General features: G+C 69.8%; 12 protein-coding genes and 2 rRNA genes. 4 read left to right on the forward strand and 10 right to left on the reverse strand.

Annotated features, from left to right (window positions below; all coding sequences use genetic code 11):
* Positions 1–3: 3 nt before the first annotated feature.
* Together FHU28_RS27825 and FHU28_RS27830 are read right to left on the reverse strand one after the other, a co-directional pair.
* Positions 4–441: a hypothetical protein gene (locus FHU28_RS27825; protein ID WP_184687558.1), complete on the reverse strand. Its 438-nt coding sequence runs from the start codon at positions 439–441 to the stop codon at positions 4–6.
* A 166-nt stretch (positions 442–607) separates the two neighbouring features.
* Positions 608–2,593, reverse strand: coding sequence for a TIGR03960 family B12-binding radical SAM protein (locus FHU28_RS27830; RefSeq protein ID WP_184687560.1), 1,986 nt, complete (start codon positions 2,591–2,593; stop codon positions 608–610).
* Positions 2,594–2,798: 205 nt separating this feature from the next.
* On the opposite strand from FHU28_RS27830, the gene FHU28_RS32325 reads away from it, so the two are divergent.
* Complete coding sequence (locus tag FHU28_RS32325) at positions 2,799–4,895, forward strand: hypothetical protein (protein ID WP_221453308.1); 2,097 nt, start codon at positions 2,799–2,801, stop codon at positions 4,893–4,895.
* A gap of 4 nt (positions 4,896–4,899) precedes the next feature.
* Here FHU28_RS32325 and FHU28_RS27840 read toward each other — a convergent pair whose 3' ends face one another.
* Together FHU28_RS27840 and ileS are read right to left on the reverse strand one after the other, a co-directional pair.
* Entirely contained in the window at positions 4,900–5,592 is a 693-nt protein-coding gene (locus FHU28_RS27840; RefSeq protein WP_073831944.1) for a lysophospholipid acyltransferase family protein, read from the reverse strand.
* Positions 5,593–5,735: 143 nt separating this feature from the next.
* On the reverse strand, positions 5,736–8,882 hold the full coding sequence (gene ileS, locus FHU28_RS27845; RefSeq protein ID WP_184687569.1) for an isoleucine--tRNA ligase: 3,147 nt from the start codon (positions 8,880–8,882) through the stop codon (positions 5,736–5,738).
* Between the two features lie 394 nt (positions 8,883–9,276).
* Between ileS and FHU28_RS27850 the strand changes: the two genes are divergently transcribed.
* On the forward strand, positions 9,277–9,717 hold the full coding sequence (locus FHU28_RS27850) for a carboxymuconolactone decarboxylase family protein (RefSeq protein ID WP_184687572.1): 441 nt from the start codon (positions 9,277–9,279) through the stop codon (positions 9,715–9,717).
* A gap of 60 nt (positions 9,718–9,777) precedes the next feature.
* Here the strand turns inward: FHU28_RS27850 and ndk are convergent, their stop codons facing one another.
* Positions 9,778–10,203, reverse strand: coding sequence for a nucleoside-diphosphate kinase (gene ndk, locus FHU28_RS27855; RefSeq protein ID WP_073831941.1), 426 nt, complete (start codon positions 10,201–10,203; stop codon positions 9,778–9,780).
* A 144-nt stretch (positions 10,204–10,347) separates the two neighbouring features.
* Here ndk and FHU28_RS27860 point away from each other — a divergent pair, with 144 nt between their 5' ends.
* Positions 10,348–11,676: a VOC family protein gene (locus FHU28_RS27860; protein WP_184687582.1), complete on the forward strand. Its 1,329-nt coding sequence runs from the start codon at positions 10,348–10,350 to the stop codon at positions 11,674–11,676.
* An 84-nt stretch (positions 11,677–11,760) separates the two neighbouring features.
* Here FHU28_RS27860 and FHU28_RS27865 read toward each other — a convergent pair whose 3' ends face one another.
* Genes FHU28_RS27865 through FHU28_RS27875 form a run of 3 tightly spaced genes read right to left on the reverse strand, consistent with a single transcriptional unit; the run spans position 11,761 to position 16,182 of the window.
* A complete protein-coding gene (locus FHU28_RS27865; RefSeq protein ID WP_184687585.1) occupies positions 11,761–12,165 on the reverse strand; it encodes a DUF4233 domain-containing protein in 405 nt (134 codons plus the stop codon).
* The gene (locus FHU28_RS27870; RefSeq protein ID WP_184687587.1) at positions 12,162–13,505 is read right to left on the reverse strand and encodes a bifunctional folylpolyglutamate synthase/dihydrofolate synthase; all 1,344 of its coding nucleotides are present in this window, start codon (positions 13,503–13,505) and stop codon (positions 12,162–12,164) included. Before FHU28_RS27870 ends, FHU28_RS27865 begins: the two co-directional genes overlap by 4 nt.
* A gap of 58 nt (positions 13,506–13,563) precedes the next feature.
* Entirely contained in the window at positions 13,564–16,182 is a 2,619-nt protein-coding gene (locus FHU28_RS27875) for a valine--tRNA ligase (protein ID WP_184687597.1), read from the reverse strand.
* Positions 16,183–16,251: 69 nt separating this feature from the next.
* Between FHU28_RS27875 and FHU28_RS27880 the strand changes: the two genes are divergently transcribed.
* Entirely contained in the window at positions 16,252–16,929 is a 678-nt protein-coding gene (locus FHU28_RS27880; RefSeq protein ID WP_184687599.1) for a hypothetical protein, read from the forward strand.
* 812 nt (positions 16,930–17,741) lie between these two features.
* On the opposite strand, the gene rrf is transcribed toward FHU28_RS27880, so the two are convergent.
* Both rrf and FHU28_RS27890 read right to left on the reverse strand, forming a co-directional pair.
* A 5S ribosomal RNA gene (gene rrf, locus FHU28_RS27885) occupies positions 17,742–17,858 on the reverse strand.
* Between the two features lie 77 nt (positions 17,859–17,935).
* A 23S ribosomal RNA gene (locus FHU28_RS27890) occupies positions 17,936–21,045 on the reverse strand.
* Positions 21,046–21,234: the final 189 nt, after the last annotated feature.

Here is a 21,234-nt window from a genome sequence, read left to right on the forward strand (position 1 = left end):
CCCTCAGGCCGTGTACGGGTAGGTGGGCTGCTGCCCGGCGTCCGGCGGCGGGGCCGCGGACTCCAGCAGCCGCTCGATGTCCTTGCCGTTGGCCGCGTTGCGGGCCTCGGCGTCGCGGAACGCCTTGGCGATGTCCTGGGTGCCCTGCTTGAGGCCGGCCAGCTTCATGGAGATGGCCTTGAGGTGGGCCTCCATGCTGGCCGTGGACCTGGTCAGCGCCGCCCACTGCATCCGGGCGTCCTCGTACGCGCCGAACGGGGTGCCGTTGGACACCGTCTGCGCGTTGCCGCTGTCGCCCTTCATCCGCTCCTTGATGCGTTCCATCTCGTAGCCGATGGTGTCGTCGACGTACTGCTTGAGGCGCTCGACGTACTCCGCGGCGGCGTCCAGGTCCTCGACGCTGACGTGCAGATCGCCGGTGTCCGGCGGATTGATGCCCATGCTGCTGTCCTCCCCGTACCGACCCCGGCCGGTCCATTACGGACGCAGCGTATCGAGGATGCACCAGCCGGGGCACCCCCACCCCGCGCGCGCGGGCGGTCACCGCGAAAAGACGACGGAGCGCGGGAACCCGGTCGGGTTCCCGCGCTCCGGTACGGTCCGGGCCTCAGCCCTGGGCGGCGGCGGGCAGCTTCAGGCCATTGACCGGGGTCAACGGCAGCAGCTTGCGGCCGGTCGGGCCGATCTGGATCTCGGTGTCCATGGACGGGCACACGCCGCAGTCGAAACACGGCGTCCAGCGGCAGTCGTCCTGCTCGTACTGCGACAGCGAGTCCTGCCAGTCCTGCCAGAGCCAGTCCTTGTCCAGGCCGGAGTCGAGGTGGTCCCAGGGCAGGACCTCCAGCTCCTCACGCTCGCGGGTGGTGTACCAGTCGAGGTCCACCCCGTACGCCGGCAGCACCTCGGCGGCGGCGTCCACCCAGCGCTGGTACGAGAAGTGCTCGCTCCAGCCGTCGAACCGGCCGCCGTTCTCCCAGACCCGGCGGATCACCGCGCCGACGCGGCGGTCACCCCGGGACAGCAGGCCCTCGATCAGCGACGGCTCGCCGTCGTGGTAGCGGAAGCCGATCGCCCGGCCCAGCGACCGGTCGCTGTTGATGGCCTGCTTGAGCAGCTTGAGCCGGGAGTCGATGACCTCCGGCCGCTCCATCGAGGCCCACTGGAACGGGGTGTGCGGCTTGGGCACGAACCCGCCGATGGAGACGGTGCAGCGGATGTCCTTGGACCCGGTGGCCGCGCGGCCGGCCCGGATCACCTCGTGCGCCATGTCGGCGATCTCCAGGACGTCCTCGTCGGTCTCGGTGGGCAGGCCGCACATGAAGTAGAGCTTCACCTGCCGCCAGCCGTTGGAGTACGCGGTGACCACTGTGCGGATGAGGTCTTCCTTCGACACCATCTTGTTGATCACCTTGCGGATCCGCTCCGACCCGCCCTCCGGGGCGAACGTCAGACCGGTGCGCCGCCCGTTGCGGGACAGCTCCTGCGCCAGGTCGATGTTGAACGCGTCCACCCGGGTCGACGGCAGCGACAGCGAGACGTTCGTGCCCGCGTACTGCTCGGCCAGCCCGGAGCACATGTCACCGATCTCCGAGTGGTCGGCGGACGACAGCGACAGCAGGCCGACCTCGTGGAAGCCGGAGAACTCCAGCCCCTGCTGCACCATCTGGCCGACGGTGGTGATCGAGCGCTCCCGCACCGGGCGGGTGATCATGCCGGCCTGGCAGAAGCGGCAACCCCGGGTGCAGCCCCGGAAGATCTCCACCGCGTACCGCTCGTGCACCGTCTCGGCGAGCGGGACCAGGGGCTTCTTCGGGTACGGCCAGGCGTCCAGGTCCATCGTCGTGCGCTTGTGCACGCGGAACGGCACGTCCGGGCGGTTCGGCACGACCCGCTGGATCCGGCCGTCGGGCAGGTAGTCGACGTCGTAGAAGCGCGGCACGTAGACGCTCTCGGTGCGGGCCAGCCGCAGCAGCAGCTCGTCCCGGCCGCCCGGTGAGCCCTCGGCCTTCCACTCCCGCACGATGGCGGTGATCTCCAGCACCGCCTCCTCGCCGTCGCCGAGCACCGCGGCGTCGACGAAGTCGGCGATCGGCTCCGGGTTGAACGCGGCGTGCCCGCCGGCCACGATCACCGGGTCGGCGTCGGTGCGGTCGGCGGCGAGCAGCGGGATGCCGGCCAGGTCGATCGCGGTGAGCAAATTGGTGTAGCCCAGCTCGGTGGAGAACGAGACGCCGAACACGTCGAAGTCACGCACCGGACGGTGGGCGTCGACGGTGAACTGCGGCACGCCGTGGGCGCGCATCAGCTTCTCCAGGTCCGGCCAGACCGCGTACGTCCGCTCGGCCAGCACGTCGGGCAGCTCGTTGAGCACCTCGTACAGGATCTGCACGCCCTGGTTGGGCAGGCCCACCTCATACGCGTCCGGGTACATCAGCGCCCACCGGACGGTCGCGGCGTCCCAGTCCTTGACCACCGCGCCCAGCTCTCCACCCACGTACTGGATGGGCTTGGTCACCTGCGGCAGCAGCGGCTCCAGCCGGGGCCAGACCGAGTTGGCGGCGGCGGGACGTGGAGTAGTGGACGGGGCACTCATGATGCCCAAGCGTACGCGGTGCCCCCGCTCTCCCCCGCGCCCGCGCCCGTGTCCGCCGCGTTGATCAAGGAGTTTGCGGGCTGTCCCGCGCTCCCACCGGACACGAACTCCTTGATCACCGGAGTGGGGCGGTGAGCGGGCGGGATTAGTCCTGGGTGGCGGGGCGGTACTAACCTCGCAACGGGCGCGAGAGGAGATAGCCGCGATGCCGCAGCCGCAGCCGGGGGCGGGCCGGCCGGCCGACGGGGCCGAGGAGCCGACCGTCACCGAGCAGGCCACCGCCGTCGACACCGAGGACGCCACCGGCGCCTCCGCTCCGGCGTCGCCGCCCGCAGCGCCGGGAGCCGCCGCACCCGAAGGCCAGCCGTCCGCCACGCCGGACGCCGCCGCGGCGCCCGGGGACCAGCCGCCCGAAGCCTCACCGACAGGCGCTCCCGCCGATGCGCAGGCGCCCACCGAGCCCGCCGCCGCGCCTCCGCACGACGCGCTCCCGCAGCCGCGGACCACCGAGGCCGAGACGCCCACGAACGAGGTCGACGCCACCGCACCCGAGACGCCCACGGACAAGGTCGAGCCCACCGGCACCGAGAAGCCCACCGAGAAGGTCCAGCCCATCGAGACCGAGACGCCCACCGAAAAGGTCCAGCCCGCCGGAACCGAGACGCCCACCGACGAGGTCCGGTCCACCGCGACCGAAACGGCCACGGACAGGGCTGCGACCCCCGCTGCCGGCACCGCGCCGCCCGCCGACAGCGCTGACGCCCCGGCAACCGACGCCGAAACGCCGGCCGAGAACGCCGGAACAACTGCCGAGACCGCCGCGGCGCCGACCGAGAACGCCGCAGTGCCGACCGAGACGGCCGAAACGCCGGCCGAGACCACCGCGACAGCCGCCGGCGGGACCGACACCGTCCCGCAGGTGTCGGTCCCGCGGGCCCGGGGGTCGGCCCCGGTGCCGGGCCGGACCACACCCGTCCCCACCCCCCGGACCGCCCGCCAGCCGGACCCGACCCGGATCGACGCGGCCCCGCAGCCACCGGCGGCCACCACCACGCCGGACCCGACCCGGATCGACGCCGCACCGCAGCCACCCCCGGCCACGCCGGACCCCACCCGGGTGGACGACGCACCGAACCCGACCCGGGTGGAGAACGCCCCGAACGTCACCCGGGTCGAGGCGCCGCGCTGGAGCGGCTCCGCCGCCGTCCCGCCACCGACGCCGAGCCGGCCCCGCTGGGGCGCGTCCGCCGAGCCCACGCCGGTGCCGCCGCTGGACTCGCCCGAGCACGCCACGCCGGTCGACCCGTGGGAGGGGGTGGACACCACCGGCTGGGAGTTGCACGCGCCGGAGCTGCCGCCCCTGACGCCGACGCTGCCGTACACCGCGCCCTGGTCGACGCCGAACCCCCACCCGGCCCACCCGGCGCCGCCCCACCCACAGCCGCCCGCCGCCCGGCCGGTCTCCACTCCGCCGCACCACCCGGCGCACCCCGCCGCTCCGGTCGCCCGGCCGGTGTCGCCGCCGCCACATCAGCCGCCGTACCACCCGGCCGGGCCGGCCCGGCCGGTGTCGCCACCGCCGCACGCCCCGGCGTACCCCGCCGCGCCGGCCGCCCGTCCCCTGCCACCGGCGGCGCCTCCCGCCCCGCCCCGGCCGGCGAAGCCGGGGCGGCCGCCGAAGCAGCGCCGGGGCAAGGCCGGGCCGCCGGTCGCGCCGCCACCGGGCTGGCAGCAGCCGCCCAAGCGGACCCGCCGCCGGCGCCGCTGGCCCTGGGTGCTGCTGCTCAGCATCGCGTGCTGCTGCGGCCTGCCGCTCTGGTGGTTCCAGCCGATCTCCAACCAGTACCCGGCCCGCGCCAGCCTCCCGGACCAGATCGATTCGATGCGGCTACGCCAGGACGAGCGCAGCCAGGCCGCCGCCGAGGAGCTGAAGAGCCGGGTACGCGAGTCGAACCTGCTCGCCGAGGACACGTTCGCGGGCATCTACACGACGAGCGACGGCAAGCGGGTGACGTTGTTCGGCAGCACCGGCCTGCGGTTCAGTCCGGAGTCGGATGCCAAGGCGGAGATCGACCGCCTCGCCGGGGAGTACGCCCTGAAGGAGTCGGTGAACGTGGAGACCGGTGTCCGGGGCCGGTACGCGCGCTGCGCGGTCGGCCAGGCGGACGGCGACTCGGTGGTGGTCTGCACCTCGGCCGACCACGGCAGTCTGACCACAGGCGTGTTCACCCGGCTGTCGGTGGACGACAGCGGGCGGCTACTGAACGACCTGCGTCAGCGAGTGGTGTTGCCGAAGTCCTGACCGCTCAGGCGGTCTGCTCACCGGCGGCCTGGTCGGCGCGCTTCGGGGCGTAGCGCGGGACGTACTCCTGGCCGCTGAGCTTCTGGATCTCGGCCATCATCTCGTCGGTCATCGCGCGCAGCGACGTGCGGTCGTCGGGACGCCCGGTGAAGTCCAGCGGCTTGCCGAACTTCATCGTGATCTTGGCGCGCCCGGGTCGCGGCACCCGCGTACCGATCGGCTGGGCCTTGTCGGTGCCGGTCACGCCGACCGGGATGACCGGCACACCGGCGGCGATCGCGAGCCGGACGGTGCCGGTACGCCCACGGTAGAGCCGCCCGTCCGGCGAGCGGGTGCCCTCCGGGTAGACGGCGACCAGGTCACCGGCCTTGAGCACCGGGATCGCCGCGTCGAACGCGGTGAGTGCCGCCCGGCCGCCGGCCCGCTCGACCGGGATCGCGCCCAGCCCGGTGAGCACGAACTTGGAGAAGCCGCCCTTGAGCCCGGTGCCGTTGAAGTACTCCGACTTGGCCCAGAACGCCAGGTGGCGGGGCACCACGGTGCCGAGGAGCAACTCGTCGGCGACGGAGAGGTGGTTGCTGGCGAAGATCGCGCCGCCGGTCGCCGGGATGTGCTCCAACCCCTCCACGTGCGGACGGAAGGCCAACCGGAGCGCGGGCGCCACGGTGAGCTTGCCGATGGTGTAGAGCAGGGGCACGGGTCCTCCGGCGGTCGTACGTGAAACAGGCGCTGTCACGGTAGCCGACGCGGCCGTCCGCCACCGAGCGGGTGGCCCGCAGTCCACTCGCTGGGGCTGGGCCCTCCCCCACCCGCAGGGGTGGGGGAGGGCACCCGGTCCGCTCAGACCTTCCGGACCGTCACTGTGACCCGCTCGCCGTCGCCGGCTTCGCCGGCGAAGCCGTCGAGGCCCTCGGCGAAGTCGATGCTGTCGGCCAGCACCTCACGGGCCACGAACTCGGTGTACGCGGCGATCGCCGCGCGTACCTCCTCGGAGGCGGAGACGGCCACCGTGATCCGGTCCGAGACGTCCAGGTCGGCGTCACGGCGGGCCTGCTGCACCACCCGGACCACGTCCCGGGCCAGCCCTTCGGCGGCCAGTTCCGGCGTCACCTCGGTGTCCAGCACGACCACGCCCTCACCGCCGGGCAGCGGCGCGGAGTGCTCCGCGTCGGCGGCGACCAGGCGCAGCTCGTACTCGCCCTCGGCGAGGGTGACCCCGGCGGCGACCGGGGCGCCGTCGCGCAGCTCCCACTCCCCCGCCTTGACCGCCTTGATCACCTGCTGGACGGCCTTGCCGACGCGCGGGCCGAGCGCCCGCGGCACCACCGTGAGGACCTGCTGGCAGTACGCGGACACCTCGTCGCTGAGCACGACCTCCTTCACGTTGACCTCGTCGGCGACCAGGTCGGCGAAGGGCCGCAGCTGGGCCGCGACGGGCGAGGCCACTGTCAGCTTCGCCAGCGGCAGCCGTACCCGCAGGCCCTTGGCCTTGCGCAGGGACAGCGCCGCCGAGGCGACCGCCCGGACGTTGTCCATCGCGGAGACCAGCTCGTGGTCGGCCGGGAACTCGTCCGCCTGCGGCCAGTCGGTCAGGTGCACCGAACGCTCGCCGGTCAGCCCGCGCCAGATCTCCTCGGCGGTCAGCGGCACCAGCGGCGCCACCACCCGGCACAGCGTCTCCAGCACTGTCGAGAGCGTGTCGAACGCGTCCGCGTCCCCGGCCCAGAACCGGTCCCGGGACCGGCGCACGTACCAGTTGGTGAGCGCGTCCAGGTAGGACCGCACGGTGGCGCACGCGCCGGAGATGTCGTACGCGTCCATCTGCGCGCCGACGGTCGCCACCAGCTCGTTCGTCTTCGCCAGCACGTACCGGTCGAGCACGTGCGTGGAGTCGGTGCGGCGACGCGCGGTGTAGCCGTCGGCGTTGGCGTAGAGCGAGAAGAAGTACCAGACGTTCCACAGCGGCAGCAGCACCTGGCGAACCGCGTCCCGGATGCCCGACTCGGTGACCGCCATGTCGCCGCCGCGCAGCACCGGCGAGGACATCAGCATCCACCGCATCGCGTCCGACCCGTAGGAGTCGAACACGTGGTAGACGTCCGGGTAGTTGCGCAGGCTCTTGGACATCTTGCGTCCGTCCGAGCCGAGCAGGATGCCGTGGCTGAGGCAGTTGCGGAACGCCGGCCTGTCGAACAGCGCGGTGGCCAGCACGTGCATGGTGTAGAACCAGCCGCGGGTCTGCCCGATGTACTCGACGATGAAGTCACCCGGGTAGTGGTGCTCGAACCACTCGCGGTTCTCGAACGGGTAGTGCACCTGGGCGAACGGCATCGAGCCGGACTCGAACCAGCAGTCCAGCACCTCCGGCACCCGGCGCATCATCGACTTGCCCGTCGGGTCGTCCGGGTTGGGGCGGACCAGGTCGTCCACCGCCGGCCGGTGCAGGTCGGTCAGGCGTACGCCGAAGTCGCGCTCGATGTCGGCCAGCGAGCCGTACACGTCCACCCGCGGGTAGTTCGGGTCGTCGGAGCGCCACACCGGGATCGGCGAGCCCCAGAACCGGTTCCGGCTGATCGACCAGTCGCGGGCGTTCGCCAGCCACTTGCCGAACGAGCCGTCCTTGATGTGGCCGGGCGTCCAGTTGATCTGCTGGTTCAGCTCGACCATCCGGTCCTTGAACTTCGTCACCGCGACGAACCACGACGACACCGCCTTGTAGACCAGCGGGGTGTCGCAGCGCCAGCAGTGCGGGTACGAGTGGGTGTACGTGTCCTGCCGCAGCACCACCCCCCGCTCCTTCAGCTCCCGGATCACCGGCTTGTTCACGTCGAAGACCTGCTCGCCCTGGTACGGCGGCACCAGCGCGGTGAACCGGGTGTGGTCGTCCACCGTCACGATGGTCGGGATGCCCGCGGCGTTGCAGACGTTCTGGTCGTCCTCACCGAACGCCGGGGCGAGGTGGACGATCCCGGTGCCGTCCTCGGTGGTGACGAAGTCCGCGCCGAGCACCTGGTAGGCGTTCTCCCCGGCCGGCTCGACCAGGAAGTCGAACAGCGGCGTGTAGCGGCGTCCGGCCAGGTCGCGGCCGTACACGGTGCCGACCTGCTCGTACCCCTCCAGCTCCTTGGCGTACGCGCCGAGGCGCGCCGCGCCGACGACGTAGCGCTCGCCGTCGCGTTCCAGCACGGCGTACTCGATGTCGGGGCCGACGGCGAGCGCCAGGTTGGACGGCAGCGTCCACGGCGTGGTGGTCCAGACGCCCAGCTTGACGGGGCCGCGCAGCAGCTCCGGCGCGTTCTCGTCGGCGGTCAGCCCGAACCAGACGGTGAGCGTCGGGTCGTGCCGGTCCCGGTAGACGTCGTCCATCCGGGTCTCGGTGTTCGACAGCGGGGTCTCGCACCGCCAGCAGTACGCCAGCACGCGGAAGCCCTCGTAGACCAGGCCCTTGTCGTGCAGGGTCTTGAAGGCCCACATGACGCTTTCCATGTAGTCCAGGTCGAGCGTCTTGTAGTCGTTGGCGAAGTCGACCCAGCGGGCCTGCCGGGTGACGTACCGCTCCCAGTCGTGGGTGAACTCCAGCACCGACGTGCGGCAGGCCTCGTTGAACCGGGCCACGCCGAGGTCGAGGATCTCCGCCTTGCTGGTGATGCCGAGCTGCTTCTCGGCCACCACCTCGGCGGGCAGGCCGTGGCAGTCCCAGCCGAACCGGCGCTCGACGCGCCGGCCGCGCATGGTCTGGTAGCGCGGCACCACGTCCTTGACGTAGCCGGTGAACAGGTGGCCGTAGTGCGGCAGGCCGTTGGCGAACGGCGGGCCGTCGTAGAAGACGTACTCGTTCTCGCCGTCGCGGCCGGCGTCGCGGGCCTCGACTGACGCCTCGAAGGTCTTGTCGGCCGTCCAGTGCTCCAGCACCCGGCGCTCGACCGCGGGCAGGTCCGGGCTCGCCGGGACACCGGCGCCGGTCGGGTCGTGCAACGGATAGGCCATCGCCTGTCGCTCTCCCTCAGCAGCTCACTCGTCCGTGGTCTGCGAGGACGAGCCGAAGCCGGTACGCCGTGACCGGCGTCCGGGCGTGGCCCGCGGTACCACCCCGCTTGGCGGCCGAGGTGCGACCGCCCGCTCGTTGGCCGGCTGTGACGGGCCGTCCCGTCCGGTTCTACTGGGCCGGTCACCCGGCTGTTCTTCCGGAGGCTCACCGGTGATGGCCGGGTCGTCGCCTGTGCGCCCAAGCGTACTCGACCCCCCACCCCTCCCGCCTCCGACTATCTCCCCTTCCCCGTCTCACCCGGCGATCATGACCACCGTCACACCGCCGACGCGTCACACCGCGCCCGCCGTGCCCCGTCCTGTGCGCGTATCCGATTTTCTCAAGGAGGCGGCGATGAGCCGGATGGACATGGCGGCGGTGGCGCCCGAGGCGTACCAGGCCGTGCTGGGCCTGGAGAAGTACGTCCGGACGAACGTGGACCACACCGTGCTGGAACTGGTGAAGCTGCGGGCGTCGATGCTCAACGGCTGCGCGTTCTGCGTGGACATGCACAGCCGGGAGGCGCTGGGGGCCGGGGAGGACAGCCGCCGGCTGTTCGGGGTCTCGGCGTGGCGCGAGGCGCCGTTCTTCGACGAGCGGGAGCGGGCCGCGCTGGCCCTCACCGACGCGGTGACCCGGCTCGGCGAGCACGGCGTGCCGGACGACGTCTGGGACGCCGCGGCGAAGGTGTGGTCGGAGAAGGAACTGGCCGACCTGGTGGTGGCGATCGCCACCATCAACGTGTGGAACCGGGTCGCGGTGACCTGCCGGACGCAGCCGCCGACGCAGGTCTGATCGCCGACACACGAAGGCCCCGGTCCCGCCAGGAGCGGGCCGGGGCCGCCGGCGCGTCGGTCAGGCCAGCTCGGGGAACCAGAGCGCGATCTCGCGCTTGGCGCTGTCCGCCGAGTCGGAGGCGTGCACCAGGTTCTCCCGGTTCGACAGCGACAGGTCGCCCCGGATCGTGCCGGCGGCGGCCTTGCGGCCGTCGGTGCTGCCGATCATCGCGCGCACCACCTCGATCACCTGGTCGCCGGAGAGCACCAGCGCCACCAGCGGGCCACTGGTCATGAACGTCTTCAGCGGCGGGTAGAACGGCTTGTCGACGTGCTCGGCGTAGTGCTGGTCGGCGAAGTCGCCGTCCATGCTCCGGCTCACCATCGCGTCGATCCGCAGGCCCTTGCGCTCGAAACGGGACAGGATCTCGCCCACCAGACCGCGGCGCACCGCGTCGGGCTTGATCAGTACGAGCGTCCGCTCGTCCGGGCTGCTGCTGGACACGCTGGTTTCCTCCTGCGCACTCAAACGGGGTCGGCTGGGTACGGTCAGCGTAGCGACCCGGTCCCGGCGCCGGCGCGGCGGCTGCGTCTTCCCTGGCCCGCCGTGGCGGCCTAGCCTGGCCCTGGAACCCCTGGGAGGTCCACTGTGGCGAATGGCGGGAACCGCACTATCGCGCCGGTGCGCAAACTGATCGGCGCGGTGCTGGGCACCGTCGCCACCTTCGTGACGGTGTTCGGGCTGGGCATGACCAGCTGGGCCATCGTCGCGCTCGGCGTCGCGCTGCTGGTGCTGGCGATCGCGCTGGCCACGGTACGCGGCGGCGGCCGCACCTGGGTGATCGGGCTGGGCCACGTGCACAGCGCCTCCGAACCACCCACCCAGTACGCGTTCGGCCGCTGCGAGCTGCAACTGGTGATCGACGCGCCCGGACTGCCGCCCCGCTCCAAGAAGATCATCGAGCCGCGGGTGCCGGTCGCCAAGTGGCCCTCGCTGGGCCAGGCGCTGCCGGTCCGGGTGGCGCTGGACGACCAGCGCCACGTGCGCGTCCTCTGGGACGAGGTGCCCACCCACGCGGAGACCGCCGCCGCGGTGGCCGACCTGCCCCCCGAGTACGACGCCCCGGACCCGCTGGACGAGCCGCTGATCGCGCACGAGGCGCCGCCGTGGGCCGGGCGCGCGCCCGAGGACGACTTCCGCGACGACTACCCGCCCGCGCCGGACCCGTACCTGGACGACGTCCCGCCGCGGGCCGAGGAGCGCGAGCCGGTGGTGCTGCACCAGAGCCCCAGCGGCCGGATGGTGCTGGAGGGGCAACTTGTCGAACCGGCCGCCGCCGGTCCGCTCCCCCGCCGCGCCCCGGCGCCCCGCGCCCCCGCCGAGGAGCCGATCGGCGACCCGGAACCCGACAGCACGCGCGCCGGCGCCGCGGCGGCCGACACCGTGTCCGTCGAGACCGTGCCCGACCCGATCGACGTGCCGCTGGACGACCCCTCGGACGTGCCCCGGCGCTCCGACACGCCGCCCACCGCCGAGGAACTGGACGAGGCCATCTTCGGCCCGGCCGGCTCGGCAGGCACGGCCGAGCCGGACGAGCTGGGCAGCCCCATCAGCGGCGTCGGCATCACCCTGCTCGTCACCGACCTGGACCGGTCCCTCGACTTCTACCGCGAACTCGGCTTCGACGAACTGGACCGGGGCGAGGGCAACGCCGTGCTCTCCTCCGGGCCGACCCGGCTGGTGCTGCGCCGGGTCACCGGCGCCGCCCCGATCAGCCGCCGCCTGGTGCACGTCAACCTGGAGGTGGGCGACATCCAGGGCGCGTACGAGCGGCTGCGCGAATCAGGCGTCCGGTTCACGTACGCGCCGCGCGTGGTGAACCGGGGCACCAAGCTGGAGGTGTGGGCCGCGGCCTTCCGCGACCCCGACGGCCACGGCGTAGCCCTGACCCAGTGGCGCTCACTCGCCGACGCCTGAGGTGTAAGGAAGGGCCCCTTCTTAACGCCTCAGGTAGAGGAAGGGGCCCTTCTTAACACGCGGAACCGCGCCGCGGCGCGGCGTTCAGCCGAGGATGACCCGCCGCACGTGCAGCGCGTACGCCCACACCAGCGCGAACATCACCCCGAGCGCGAACAGCGACCAGTGCAGCAGCCCGGAGAGCAGCAGCAGACCCTGGAGTACGGTGCCGGCGTGCCACGCCCACGGGCGGCGCATCATGCCGGCCAGCACCACGCAGGCGACCGCCAGCGCCACGATCGCGCCGATCGCCGCGCCGCTCAGGTCACCGCCGACCACCCGGATCGGCTGGATGGCCAGCAACAGCACCAGCGCCTCCAGCGCCATCGTGCCGGCGCCCAGCCCGCGTACGGCCTTGTCCGGGTTCCGCAGGCCGGACCGGCGCTCGCCGCCCACCTGTTCCGGACCGGCCGACTGGTCCGCGTCCGGGCGCTGCTGCGGGCCGGTCATCGCTTGAGCAGCCGGCGGGCGTCGGCCACTGTCACCACCGATCCGGTGACCAGCACGCCCACCCCGGACAGCTCGCCCGGCACGTCCGACTCGGTCTCCGCCACCGCCGCCTCGATGGCGTCCGGCATCTCCCGGGTCGCCTGCACCCGCTCCGGCCCGAAGATCTCCCGCGCCAGCTCGGCCAGCTCGTCCACGGGCATCGCCCGGGGCGAGCTGTTCTCCGCCACCACGATCGAGTCGAGCACCGGTTCGAGCAGTTCGAGCAGGCTCGCCGCATCCTTGTCGCCGAGCACCGCCAGCACGCCGACGAGCTTGCTGAACGCGAACTCCTCCTGCACCGCGGCCACGGTCGCGGCCATGCCGTGCGGGTTGTGCGCGCCGTCGAGCAGCACCGTCGGGGCGGTACGCACCCGCTCCAGCCGACCCGGGGAGCTGGTCGCGGCGAAGCCCTCGCGGACCGCCTCGATGTCGAGCTGCCGCCGGGCCCCGGCACCGAGGAACGCCTCCACTGCCGCCAGCGCCACCGCCGCGTTCTGCGCCTGGTGCGCGCCGTGCAGCGGGATGAAGATCTCCTCGTACACCCCGCCCAGCCCCTGAATGGTCAGCACCTGGCCGCCGACCGCGACCGCGCGGCGCAGCACGCCGAACTCGGCGCCCTCGCGCGCGACTGTGGCGTTGACCTCGGCGCAGCGTTCCAGGATCGGGCGGGCCGCCTCCTCCTCCTGCGCCGCCGCGATCACCGTGGCGCCGGGGTGGATGATGCCCGCCTTGTGCAGCGCGATGTCCTCGATCGTGTCACCGAGCCACTCGGTGTGGTCCAGCCCGATCGGGGTGATCACGGCGACGCCGGCCTGGATCACGTTCGTCGCGTCCTCCGCGCCGCCGAGCCCGACCTCCACCACGGCCACGTCGACAGGGGCGTCGGCGAAGGTGGCGAACGCCAGCGCCGTGGTCATGTCGAAGTACGTCAGCGGCTCGGCGAACCGCTGGTCGACCAGCTCGGCCAGCGGCGCGATCTCGCGGTACGTGGCCACGAACCGCTCCTCGCCCACCGCCTCGCCGTCCAGGCTGATCCGCTCCCGCACGGTCTCCAGGTGCGGGCTGGTGTAGCGCCCGGTGTGCAGCCCGAACGCCCGCAGCAGCGAGTCGATCATCCGGGCCGTCGAGGTCTTGCCGTTGGTGCCGGTCAGGTGGATCGACGGGTACGCCCGTTGCGGGCTGCCGAGCAGGTCGAGCAGGGTCTCGATCTTCTCCAGCTCGAAGCGCATCCGGGTGAAGCCGCGCGCGTTGAGCGCGGCTTCCACCTCGGCGAACTCGGTGCGGTCAGTGCGTTCGCTCATGCGGAGCCATCTTTCGTTCGCGACTGCGGGGCTCGCAGGCCCGGCTCACTCCTCGCGCTCACGAGGGAAGCGCCTCCAGGGCGGCGTCGATCCGGACCAGGTCCGCCTCGGCCACCGCCAACCGTTCGCGGATCTTCGCCACCACCGGCTCGGGCGCCTTGCCGACGAACGCCGGGTTGTTCAGCTTCGCCCGCGCCTGGGTGGCCTCCTTCTCGGCCGCCGCCCGGTCCTTGGTGAGCCGGGCGCGCTCGGCGGCCACGTCGATCGAGCCACGGGTGTCCAGCGCGACGCTCACCGCGCCGGGCATGGCCAGCGTGGCGCTGGCCTGGAAGTCGTCGCCTGGCGCGTCGAGCCGGGCCAGCGAGCGGACCAGCGGCTCGTGCGCCGCGATGCCCGCGCCGGCCAGGCCGTCGAGCCGGGCGACGACCCGCTGGGTCGGCCGCAGCCCCTGGTCCGAGCGGAACCGCCGGACCTCGGTCACCACCCGCTGGAGGGTGGCGACCTCGCCCTCCGCGGCGTCGTCGATCAGGGTACGGGCGGCGACCGGCCAGGACGCCGTCAGCACGGTCTCGCCGCCGCTGAGCGCGGACCACAGCTCGTCGGTGACGAACGGGATGACCGGGTGCAGCAGCCGCAGGAGCTGGTCCAGCACGTGACCGATCACCCGGCGGGTGGCGTCGGCAGCCGGCCCGCCCTCGGCGAGCACCGGCTTGCTCAGCTCCACGTACCAGTCGCAGACGTCGTCCCAGGCGAAGTGGTAGAGCAGGTCACAGACCTTGGCGAACTCGTACGCCTCGAACTGCTCGTCCACCTCGGCGGTGACGTGCGCCAGCCGGGACAGGATCCACCTGTCGACGGTGGAGAGGTCGGCGGCGTCCGGCAGCGGACCACCGGTGTGCGCGCCGTTGAGCAGCGCGAACCGGGTGGCGTTCCAGAGCTTGTTGCAGAAGTTGCGGGAGCCCTGGCACCACTCCTCGCTGACCGGCACGTCCTGACCGGGGTTCGCGCCCCGGGCCAGCGTGAACCGGGTGGCGTCGGCGCCGAAGCGGTCGATCCAGTCCAGCGGGTCCACCACGTTGCCGAACGACTTCGACATCTTCTTGCCGTGCTCGTCGCGGACCATGCCGTGCAGCGCCACCACGTCGAACGGCTGCACGCCGTCCATCGCGTACAGGCCGAACATCATCATCCGGGCGACCCAGAAGAACAGGATGTCGTAGCCGGTGACCAGCACGCTGGTCGGGTAGAACCTCGCCAGGTCCGGAGTGCGCTCCGGCCAGCCGAGCGTGGAGAACGGCCACAGGCCGCTGGAGAACCAGGTGTCCAGCACGTCCTCGTCCTGCCGCCAGCCCTCGCCGGACGGCGGCTCCTCGTCCGGGCCGACGCAGACGATCTCGCCGTCCGGGCCGTACCAGACGGGGATGCGGTGGCCCCACCACAGTTGGCGGGAGATGCACCAGTCGTGCATGTTGTCGACCCAGGCGAAGTAGCGCTTGGCCAGCTCGGCCGGCTCGATCGTCACCCGGCCGTCGCGCACCGCGTCGCCGGCGGCCTTCGCAAGCGGCCCGGTGTTGACGAACCACTGCAGCGACAGCCGCGGCTCGACTGTCGTCTTGCAGCGCGAGCAGTGCCCCACCGCGTGCAGGTACGGCCGCTTCTCGGCCACGATCCGGCCCTGCTCGCGCAGCGCCGCGACGATCGCCGGGCGGGCCTCGTACCGGTCCAGGCCCTCGAACGGGCCGGGCGCGGTGATGATCCCGCGCTCGTCCATGATCGTCAGCGACGGCAGGTCGTGCCGCTGGCCGATCTCGAAGTCGTTCGGATCGTGCGCCGGGGTCACCTTGACCATGCCGGTGCCGAAGCTCGGGTCGACGTGCTCGTCGGCGACGATCGGGATCCGCCGGTCGGTGAGCGGCAGCTCCACCTCGGTGCCGATCAGGTGCCGGTACCGCTCGTCGTCCGGGTGCACGGCCACCGCGGTGTCACCGAGCATCGTCTCGGCGCGGGTGGTGGCCACCACCACCTCGTCGCCGTAGCGGATCGAGACCAGCTCGCCCTCGTCGTCGGTGTGCTCCACCTCGATGTCGGACAGCGCGGTGAGGCAGCGCGGGCACCAGTTGATGATCCGGTTGGCCCGGTAGATGAGCCCGTCGTCGAAGAGCTTCTTGAACATGGTCTGCACGGCCCGGGACAGGCCCTCGTCCATGGTGAAGCGCTCGCGGTCCCAGTCGACCGCGTCGCCCAGCCGGCGCATCTGGCCGAGGATCGCGCCGCCGGACTCGGCCTTCCACTGCCAGACCCGCTCGACGAACTTCTCCCGGCCGAGGTCGTGGCGGGACAGCCCTTCACCGGCGAGCTGCCGCTCGACCAGGTTCTGGGTGGCGATGCCGGCGTGGTCCATGCCCGGCAGCCAGAGCGCCTCGTACCCCTGCATCTTCTTGCGCCGGGTGAGCGCGTCCATGAGCGTGTGCTCGAACGCGTGCCCCATGTGCAGCGAGCCGGTGACGTTGGGCGGCGGGATGACGATGGTGAACGGCGGCTTGTCGCTGTCCGCCGATGCCCGGAAGTGTCCGCCGGCTACCCACTGCTCGTACCGTCGCTGCTCTACCTCGCCGGGCTGGTACTGGCCGGCGAGGGTCGGGGCGTCGGGGCGTCGGGCATCCAGTCTCTCGGTCACCCTGAAAGTCTACGGAGCGCTTTCGAGGACCTGACGTGCGCCACCTGTGATTCGCGTACGGTGGCGGTCATGTCCGACGCGCATCTCACCGAGCGCCCGGTCGACGGGGGTTCCGATCCGGTCGAGCTGACCGAAGAGCCGATCGAGCTGAGCCGCCGCGATCCCGCGCAGGAGCCCGAACGCCGTACCGTCTCGCGGCGCCGGAAGATCGTCCTGGCCGCGCTGCTCGTGGCCGGCCTCGCCGGCGCCGGCACGCTCGGGCTGGGCGGATGGCGCGTGCTCCAGCAGAAGGACACCACTCTCGGCCAGCCGGCCGAGGTGGCCGGGCTGGTGCGGGACGACAGCGAGCGGGCCCGCAGCACCGCCGACTACCTGCGCGACGGCCTTTCCGCCGACATCGATCTGGACCGCGGCTACGGCGCCGTCTACTCCGACCGCGGGGACGCCAAGCGTTCGGTGCTGCTCTTCGGCGGCACCACGCTGCTCTGGCAGCCCGAACGTGACCTCGACACCCTCTTCGGCCTGATGGCCGACGAGACCGGCCGGGTGGCGGGCCTGCGCGAGGTGGACGCGGGCCGCCTGGGTGGCGTGATGAAGTGCGGTACGACAAGCGGCGACGGCGGTGACTTCGCGGTGTGCGGGTGGGCCGACCACGGCAGCGTGGTGATGGGCATGTTCCCGGGCCGGACGGTCGACGCCGCCGCAGCTCTGTTCCGCGAGATCCGCGAGTCCGTACAGACCCGCTGATCCGCGACCTTGGCGGTCACCCGTCCGCGCCACTACGGCGACGGACCGCATCCGCCCCGCCCCGTCCCCGCCACGTCGCCGTAGTGGCGGCCCCAGCGCATTCCGCTGCCCTACTCCCGTGCGACCGTTTCCGGGGAATGGCGGCCCGGCCCGCCAGTTCGGGGAGACGGCTGGGTCCGGGCCAGTCTGTTACCCCCACTTCGGGGAACTGGCGAACGGCTCGCCAGTTCGGGGAGGTGGCGGGGTCCGGGCCAATCTGTTGCCGCCACTTTGGGGAAATGGTGACTGGCTCGCCAGTTCGGGGAGATGGCCGGCTTCTCCGTGCCTGGCCCCGCCACTTCAGCGTAGTGGTGGCCGCCCGTTTCGCCACCTCGGCGAAGTGGCGGGGACGGGGGTACCTCGTTGCCGCCACTTCGGGGACCTGGCGAACGGCTCGCCACTTCGGGGAGGTGGCTAGGTCCGGGGCAGTCTGTTACGCCCACTTCGGGAACTGGTGACCGGCTCGCCAGTTCGGGGAGGTGGCTGGGTCCAGGGCACTTCATTGCCGCCACCTCGGGGAACTGGCGGCCGGTTCGCCAGTTCGGAGAGGTGGCTGGGTCCGGGGCACTTCATTGCCCTCCACCCCAGCGGGTCGTCGGTCAGCGGCGGGAACGGGTCCTCACCGGTCGCTAGGTCGGGGTAGTGGCCGGATCCCGCGCCGGTGTGGTGGGCGGGCGATCGGCACCCATGCTTCGGTGTCGGCGGGTTGGCCGGCTGTGGGGGAATGCGTTTCAGGGCCACCCCGTGTGGGGTGGCCCTGAAATCAAATGTTTGTCCGGCGGTGTCCTACTCTCCCACACCCTCCCGAGTGCAGTACCATCGGCGCTGGAGGGCTTAGCTTCCGGGTTCGGAATGTTGCCGGGCGTTTCCCCTCCGCCATGACCGCCGTAACTCTATGAACATATCAAACAACCAACCTGCGGGTTGTTGTGTGTTCAGAGTTGCACAGTGGACGCGTAGCAGCTTAGTAGTCAAGTCCTCGGCCTATTAGTACCGGTCAACTGAACCCGTTACCGGGCTTACATTTCCGGCCTATCAACCCAGTCGTCTAGCTGGGGGCCTTACCCCACCAAGGTGGGTGGGATACCTCATCTTGAAGCGAGCTTCCCGCTTAGATGCTTTCAGCGGTTATCCCTTCCGAACGTAGCTAACCAGCCGTGCCCCTGGCGGGACAACTGGCACACCAGAGGTTCGTCCGTCCCGGTCCTCTCGTACTAGGGACAGCCCTTCTCAAGTATCCTACGCGCACGGCGGATAGGGACCGAACTGTCTCACGACGTTCTAAACCCAGCTCGCGTACCGCTTTAATGGGCGAACAGCCCAACCCTTGGGACCTGCTACAGCCCCAGGATGCGACGAGCCGACATCGAGGTGCCAAACCATCCCGTCGATATGGACTCTTGGGGAAGATCAGCCTGTTATCCCCGGGGTACCTTTTATCCGTTGAGCGACACCGCTTCCACATGCCAGTGCCGGATCACTAGTCCCGACTTTCGTCCCTGCTCGACCTGTCAGTCTCACAGTCAAGCTCCCTTGTGCACTTGCACTCAACACCTGATTGCCAACCAGGCTGAGGGAACCTTTGGGCGCCTCCGTTACCCTTTAGGAGGCAACCGCCCCAGTTAAACTACCCACCAGACACTGTCCCTGAACCGGATAACGGTCCGAAGTTAGATACCCAAATCAACCAGAGTGGTATTTCAAGATTGCCTCCACCCATACTGGCGTATGGACTTCACCGGCTCCCACCTATCCTACACAAGCTAATTCAGATACCAATGTCAAGCTATAGTAAAGGTCCCGGGGTCTTTCCGTCCTGCCGCGCGTAACGAGCATCTTTACTCGTAATGCAATTTCGCCGGGCCTGTGGTTGAGACAGTGGGGAAGTCGTTACGCCATTCGTGCAGGTCGGAACTTACCCGACAAGGAATTTCGCTACCTTAGGATGGTTATAGTTACCACCGCCGTTTACTGGCGCTTAAGTTCTCCGCTTCGCCCCGAAGAGCTAACAGGTCCCCTTAACGTTCCAGCACCGGGCAGGCGTCAGTCCATATACATCGAATTACTTCTTCGCATGGACCTGTGTTTTTAGTAAACAGTCGCTTCCCCCTGCTCTCTGCGGCCATACAACGCTCCACCCGCATGGGGCTTCACGTCTCCGGCCCCCCTTCTCCCTAAGTTACGGGGGCAATTTGCCGAGTTCCTTAACCACAGTTCGCCCGATCGCCTCGGTATTCTCTACCTGACCACCTGTGTCGGTTTGGGGTACGGGCCGCTAAGAACTCGCTAGAGGCTTTTCTCGGCAGCATAGGATCACTGACTTCACCTGAATCGGCTCGGCATCACGTCTCAGCCTATATGCGCCGCGGATTTGCCTACGGCACGGCCTACACGCTTACCCCGGCACAACCACCGGCCGGGATCAGCTACCTTCCTGCGTCACCCCATCGCTTGACTACTACCCGCCAGGTTCCCACGCTCCCCAACCTCAACCCGAAGGTCTTGGCTGGTTTGGGTGGTTAGCACAACGAGGTTCGTCAGGGTCGCTCTTTCGCGGGTACGGGAATATCAACCCGTTGTCCATCGACTACGCCTCTCGGCCTCGCCTTAGGTCCCGACTCACCCAGGGCGGATTAGCCTGGCCCTGGAACCCTTGGTCATCCGGCGGAAGGGTTTCTCACCCTTCTTTCGCTACTCATGCCTGCATTCTCACTCGTGCCGCGTCCACAACTGGGTCACCCCGCTGCTTCACCCCCGGCACGACGCTCCCCTACCCATCCACACACCTGCATACCCCATCAAGGAGGCACGAAGTTAAAATGTGAATGCCACAGCTTCGGCGGTGTGCTTGAGCCCCGCTACATTGTCGGCGCGGAACCACTTGACCAGTGAGCTATTACGCACTCTTTAAAGGGTGGCTGCTTCTAAGCCAACCTCCTGGTTGTCTATGCGACCCCACATCCTTTTCCACTTAGCACACGCTTAGGGGCCTTAGCTGGTGATCTGGGCTGTTTCCCTCTCGACTACGAAGCTTATCCCCCGCAGTCTCACTGCCGCGCTCTCACTTACCGGCATTCGGAGTTTGGCTGATTTCGGTAAGCTTGTGGGCCCCCTAGACCATCCAGTGCTCTACCTCCGGCAAGAAACACGCGACGCTGCACCTAAATGCATTTCGGGGAGAACCAGCTATCACGGAGTTTGATTGGCCTTTCACCCCTAACCACAGGTCATCCCCCAACTTTTCAACGTTGGTGGGTTCGGCCCTCCACGCGGTCTTACCCGCGCTTCAGCCTGCCCATGGCTAGATCACTCCGCTTCGGGTCTAGAGCATGCGACTGAAAACGCCCTATTCAGACTCGCTTTCGCTACGGCTCCCCCACACGGGTTAACCTCGCCACATGCCACTAACTCGCAGGCTCATTCTTCAAAAGGCACGCCGTCACCCCGCAAGGCTCCGACGGATTGTAGGCGAACGGTTTCAGGTACTATTTCACTCCCCTCCCGGGGTACTTTTCACCATTCCCTCACGGTACTTGTCCGCTATCGGTCACCAGGAAGTATTTAGGCTTACCAGGTGGTCCTGGCAGATTCACGGCAGATTTCAGGAGTCCGCCGCTACTCGGGAACACCCACAGAAGACCAGCAGCTTTCACCTACCGGACTATCACCGTCTACGGTCAGCCATTCCAGACTGTTCGACTAGCCACTGACTTTGTAACTCCTTGAACAAGTGTCAGCTCATTCAGCAGGGTCCCACAACCCCGACCACGCAACCCCTGACAGGTATCACACGCAGCCGGTTTAGCCTCAATCCGCTTTCGCTCGCCACTACTCACGGAATCACTATTTGTTTTCTCTTCCTACGGGTACTGAGATGTTTCACTTCCCCGCGTTCCCCCCACACACCCTATGTGTTCAGGTGCGGGTGACATCACATGACTGATGCCGGGTTTCCCCATTCGGACACCCTGGGATCACAGCTTGGTTGACAGCTCCCCCAGGCCTATCGCGGCCTCCCACGTCCTTCATCGGCTCCTGGTGCCAAGGCATCCACCGTTCGCCCTTGACAACTTGACCACAAAGATGCTCGCGTCCACTGTGCAATTCTCAACAAACAACCAACCCACAACCCACAAGCCCCACACCAAACCCGACAACCGCCGGCGGTATGCGAGACCAGGCCGCGCCTGGCGCCTTCCGCCCCCCGGAACACAGTCCACACAGGGGCATCTCAAGGCTCTGAAAGACAACCACACGGGTTGTTCC

It is taken from the genome of Micromonospora echinospora (assembly GCF_014203425.1).
Taxonomy (GTDB): domain Bacteria; phylum Actinomycetota; class Actinomycetes; order Mycobacteriales; family Micromonosporaceae; genus Micromonospora; species Micromonospora echinospora_A.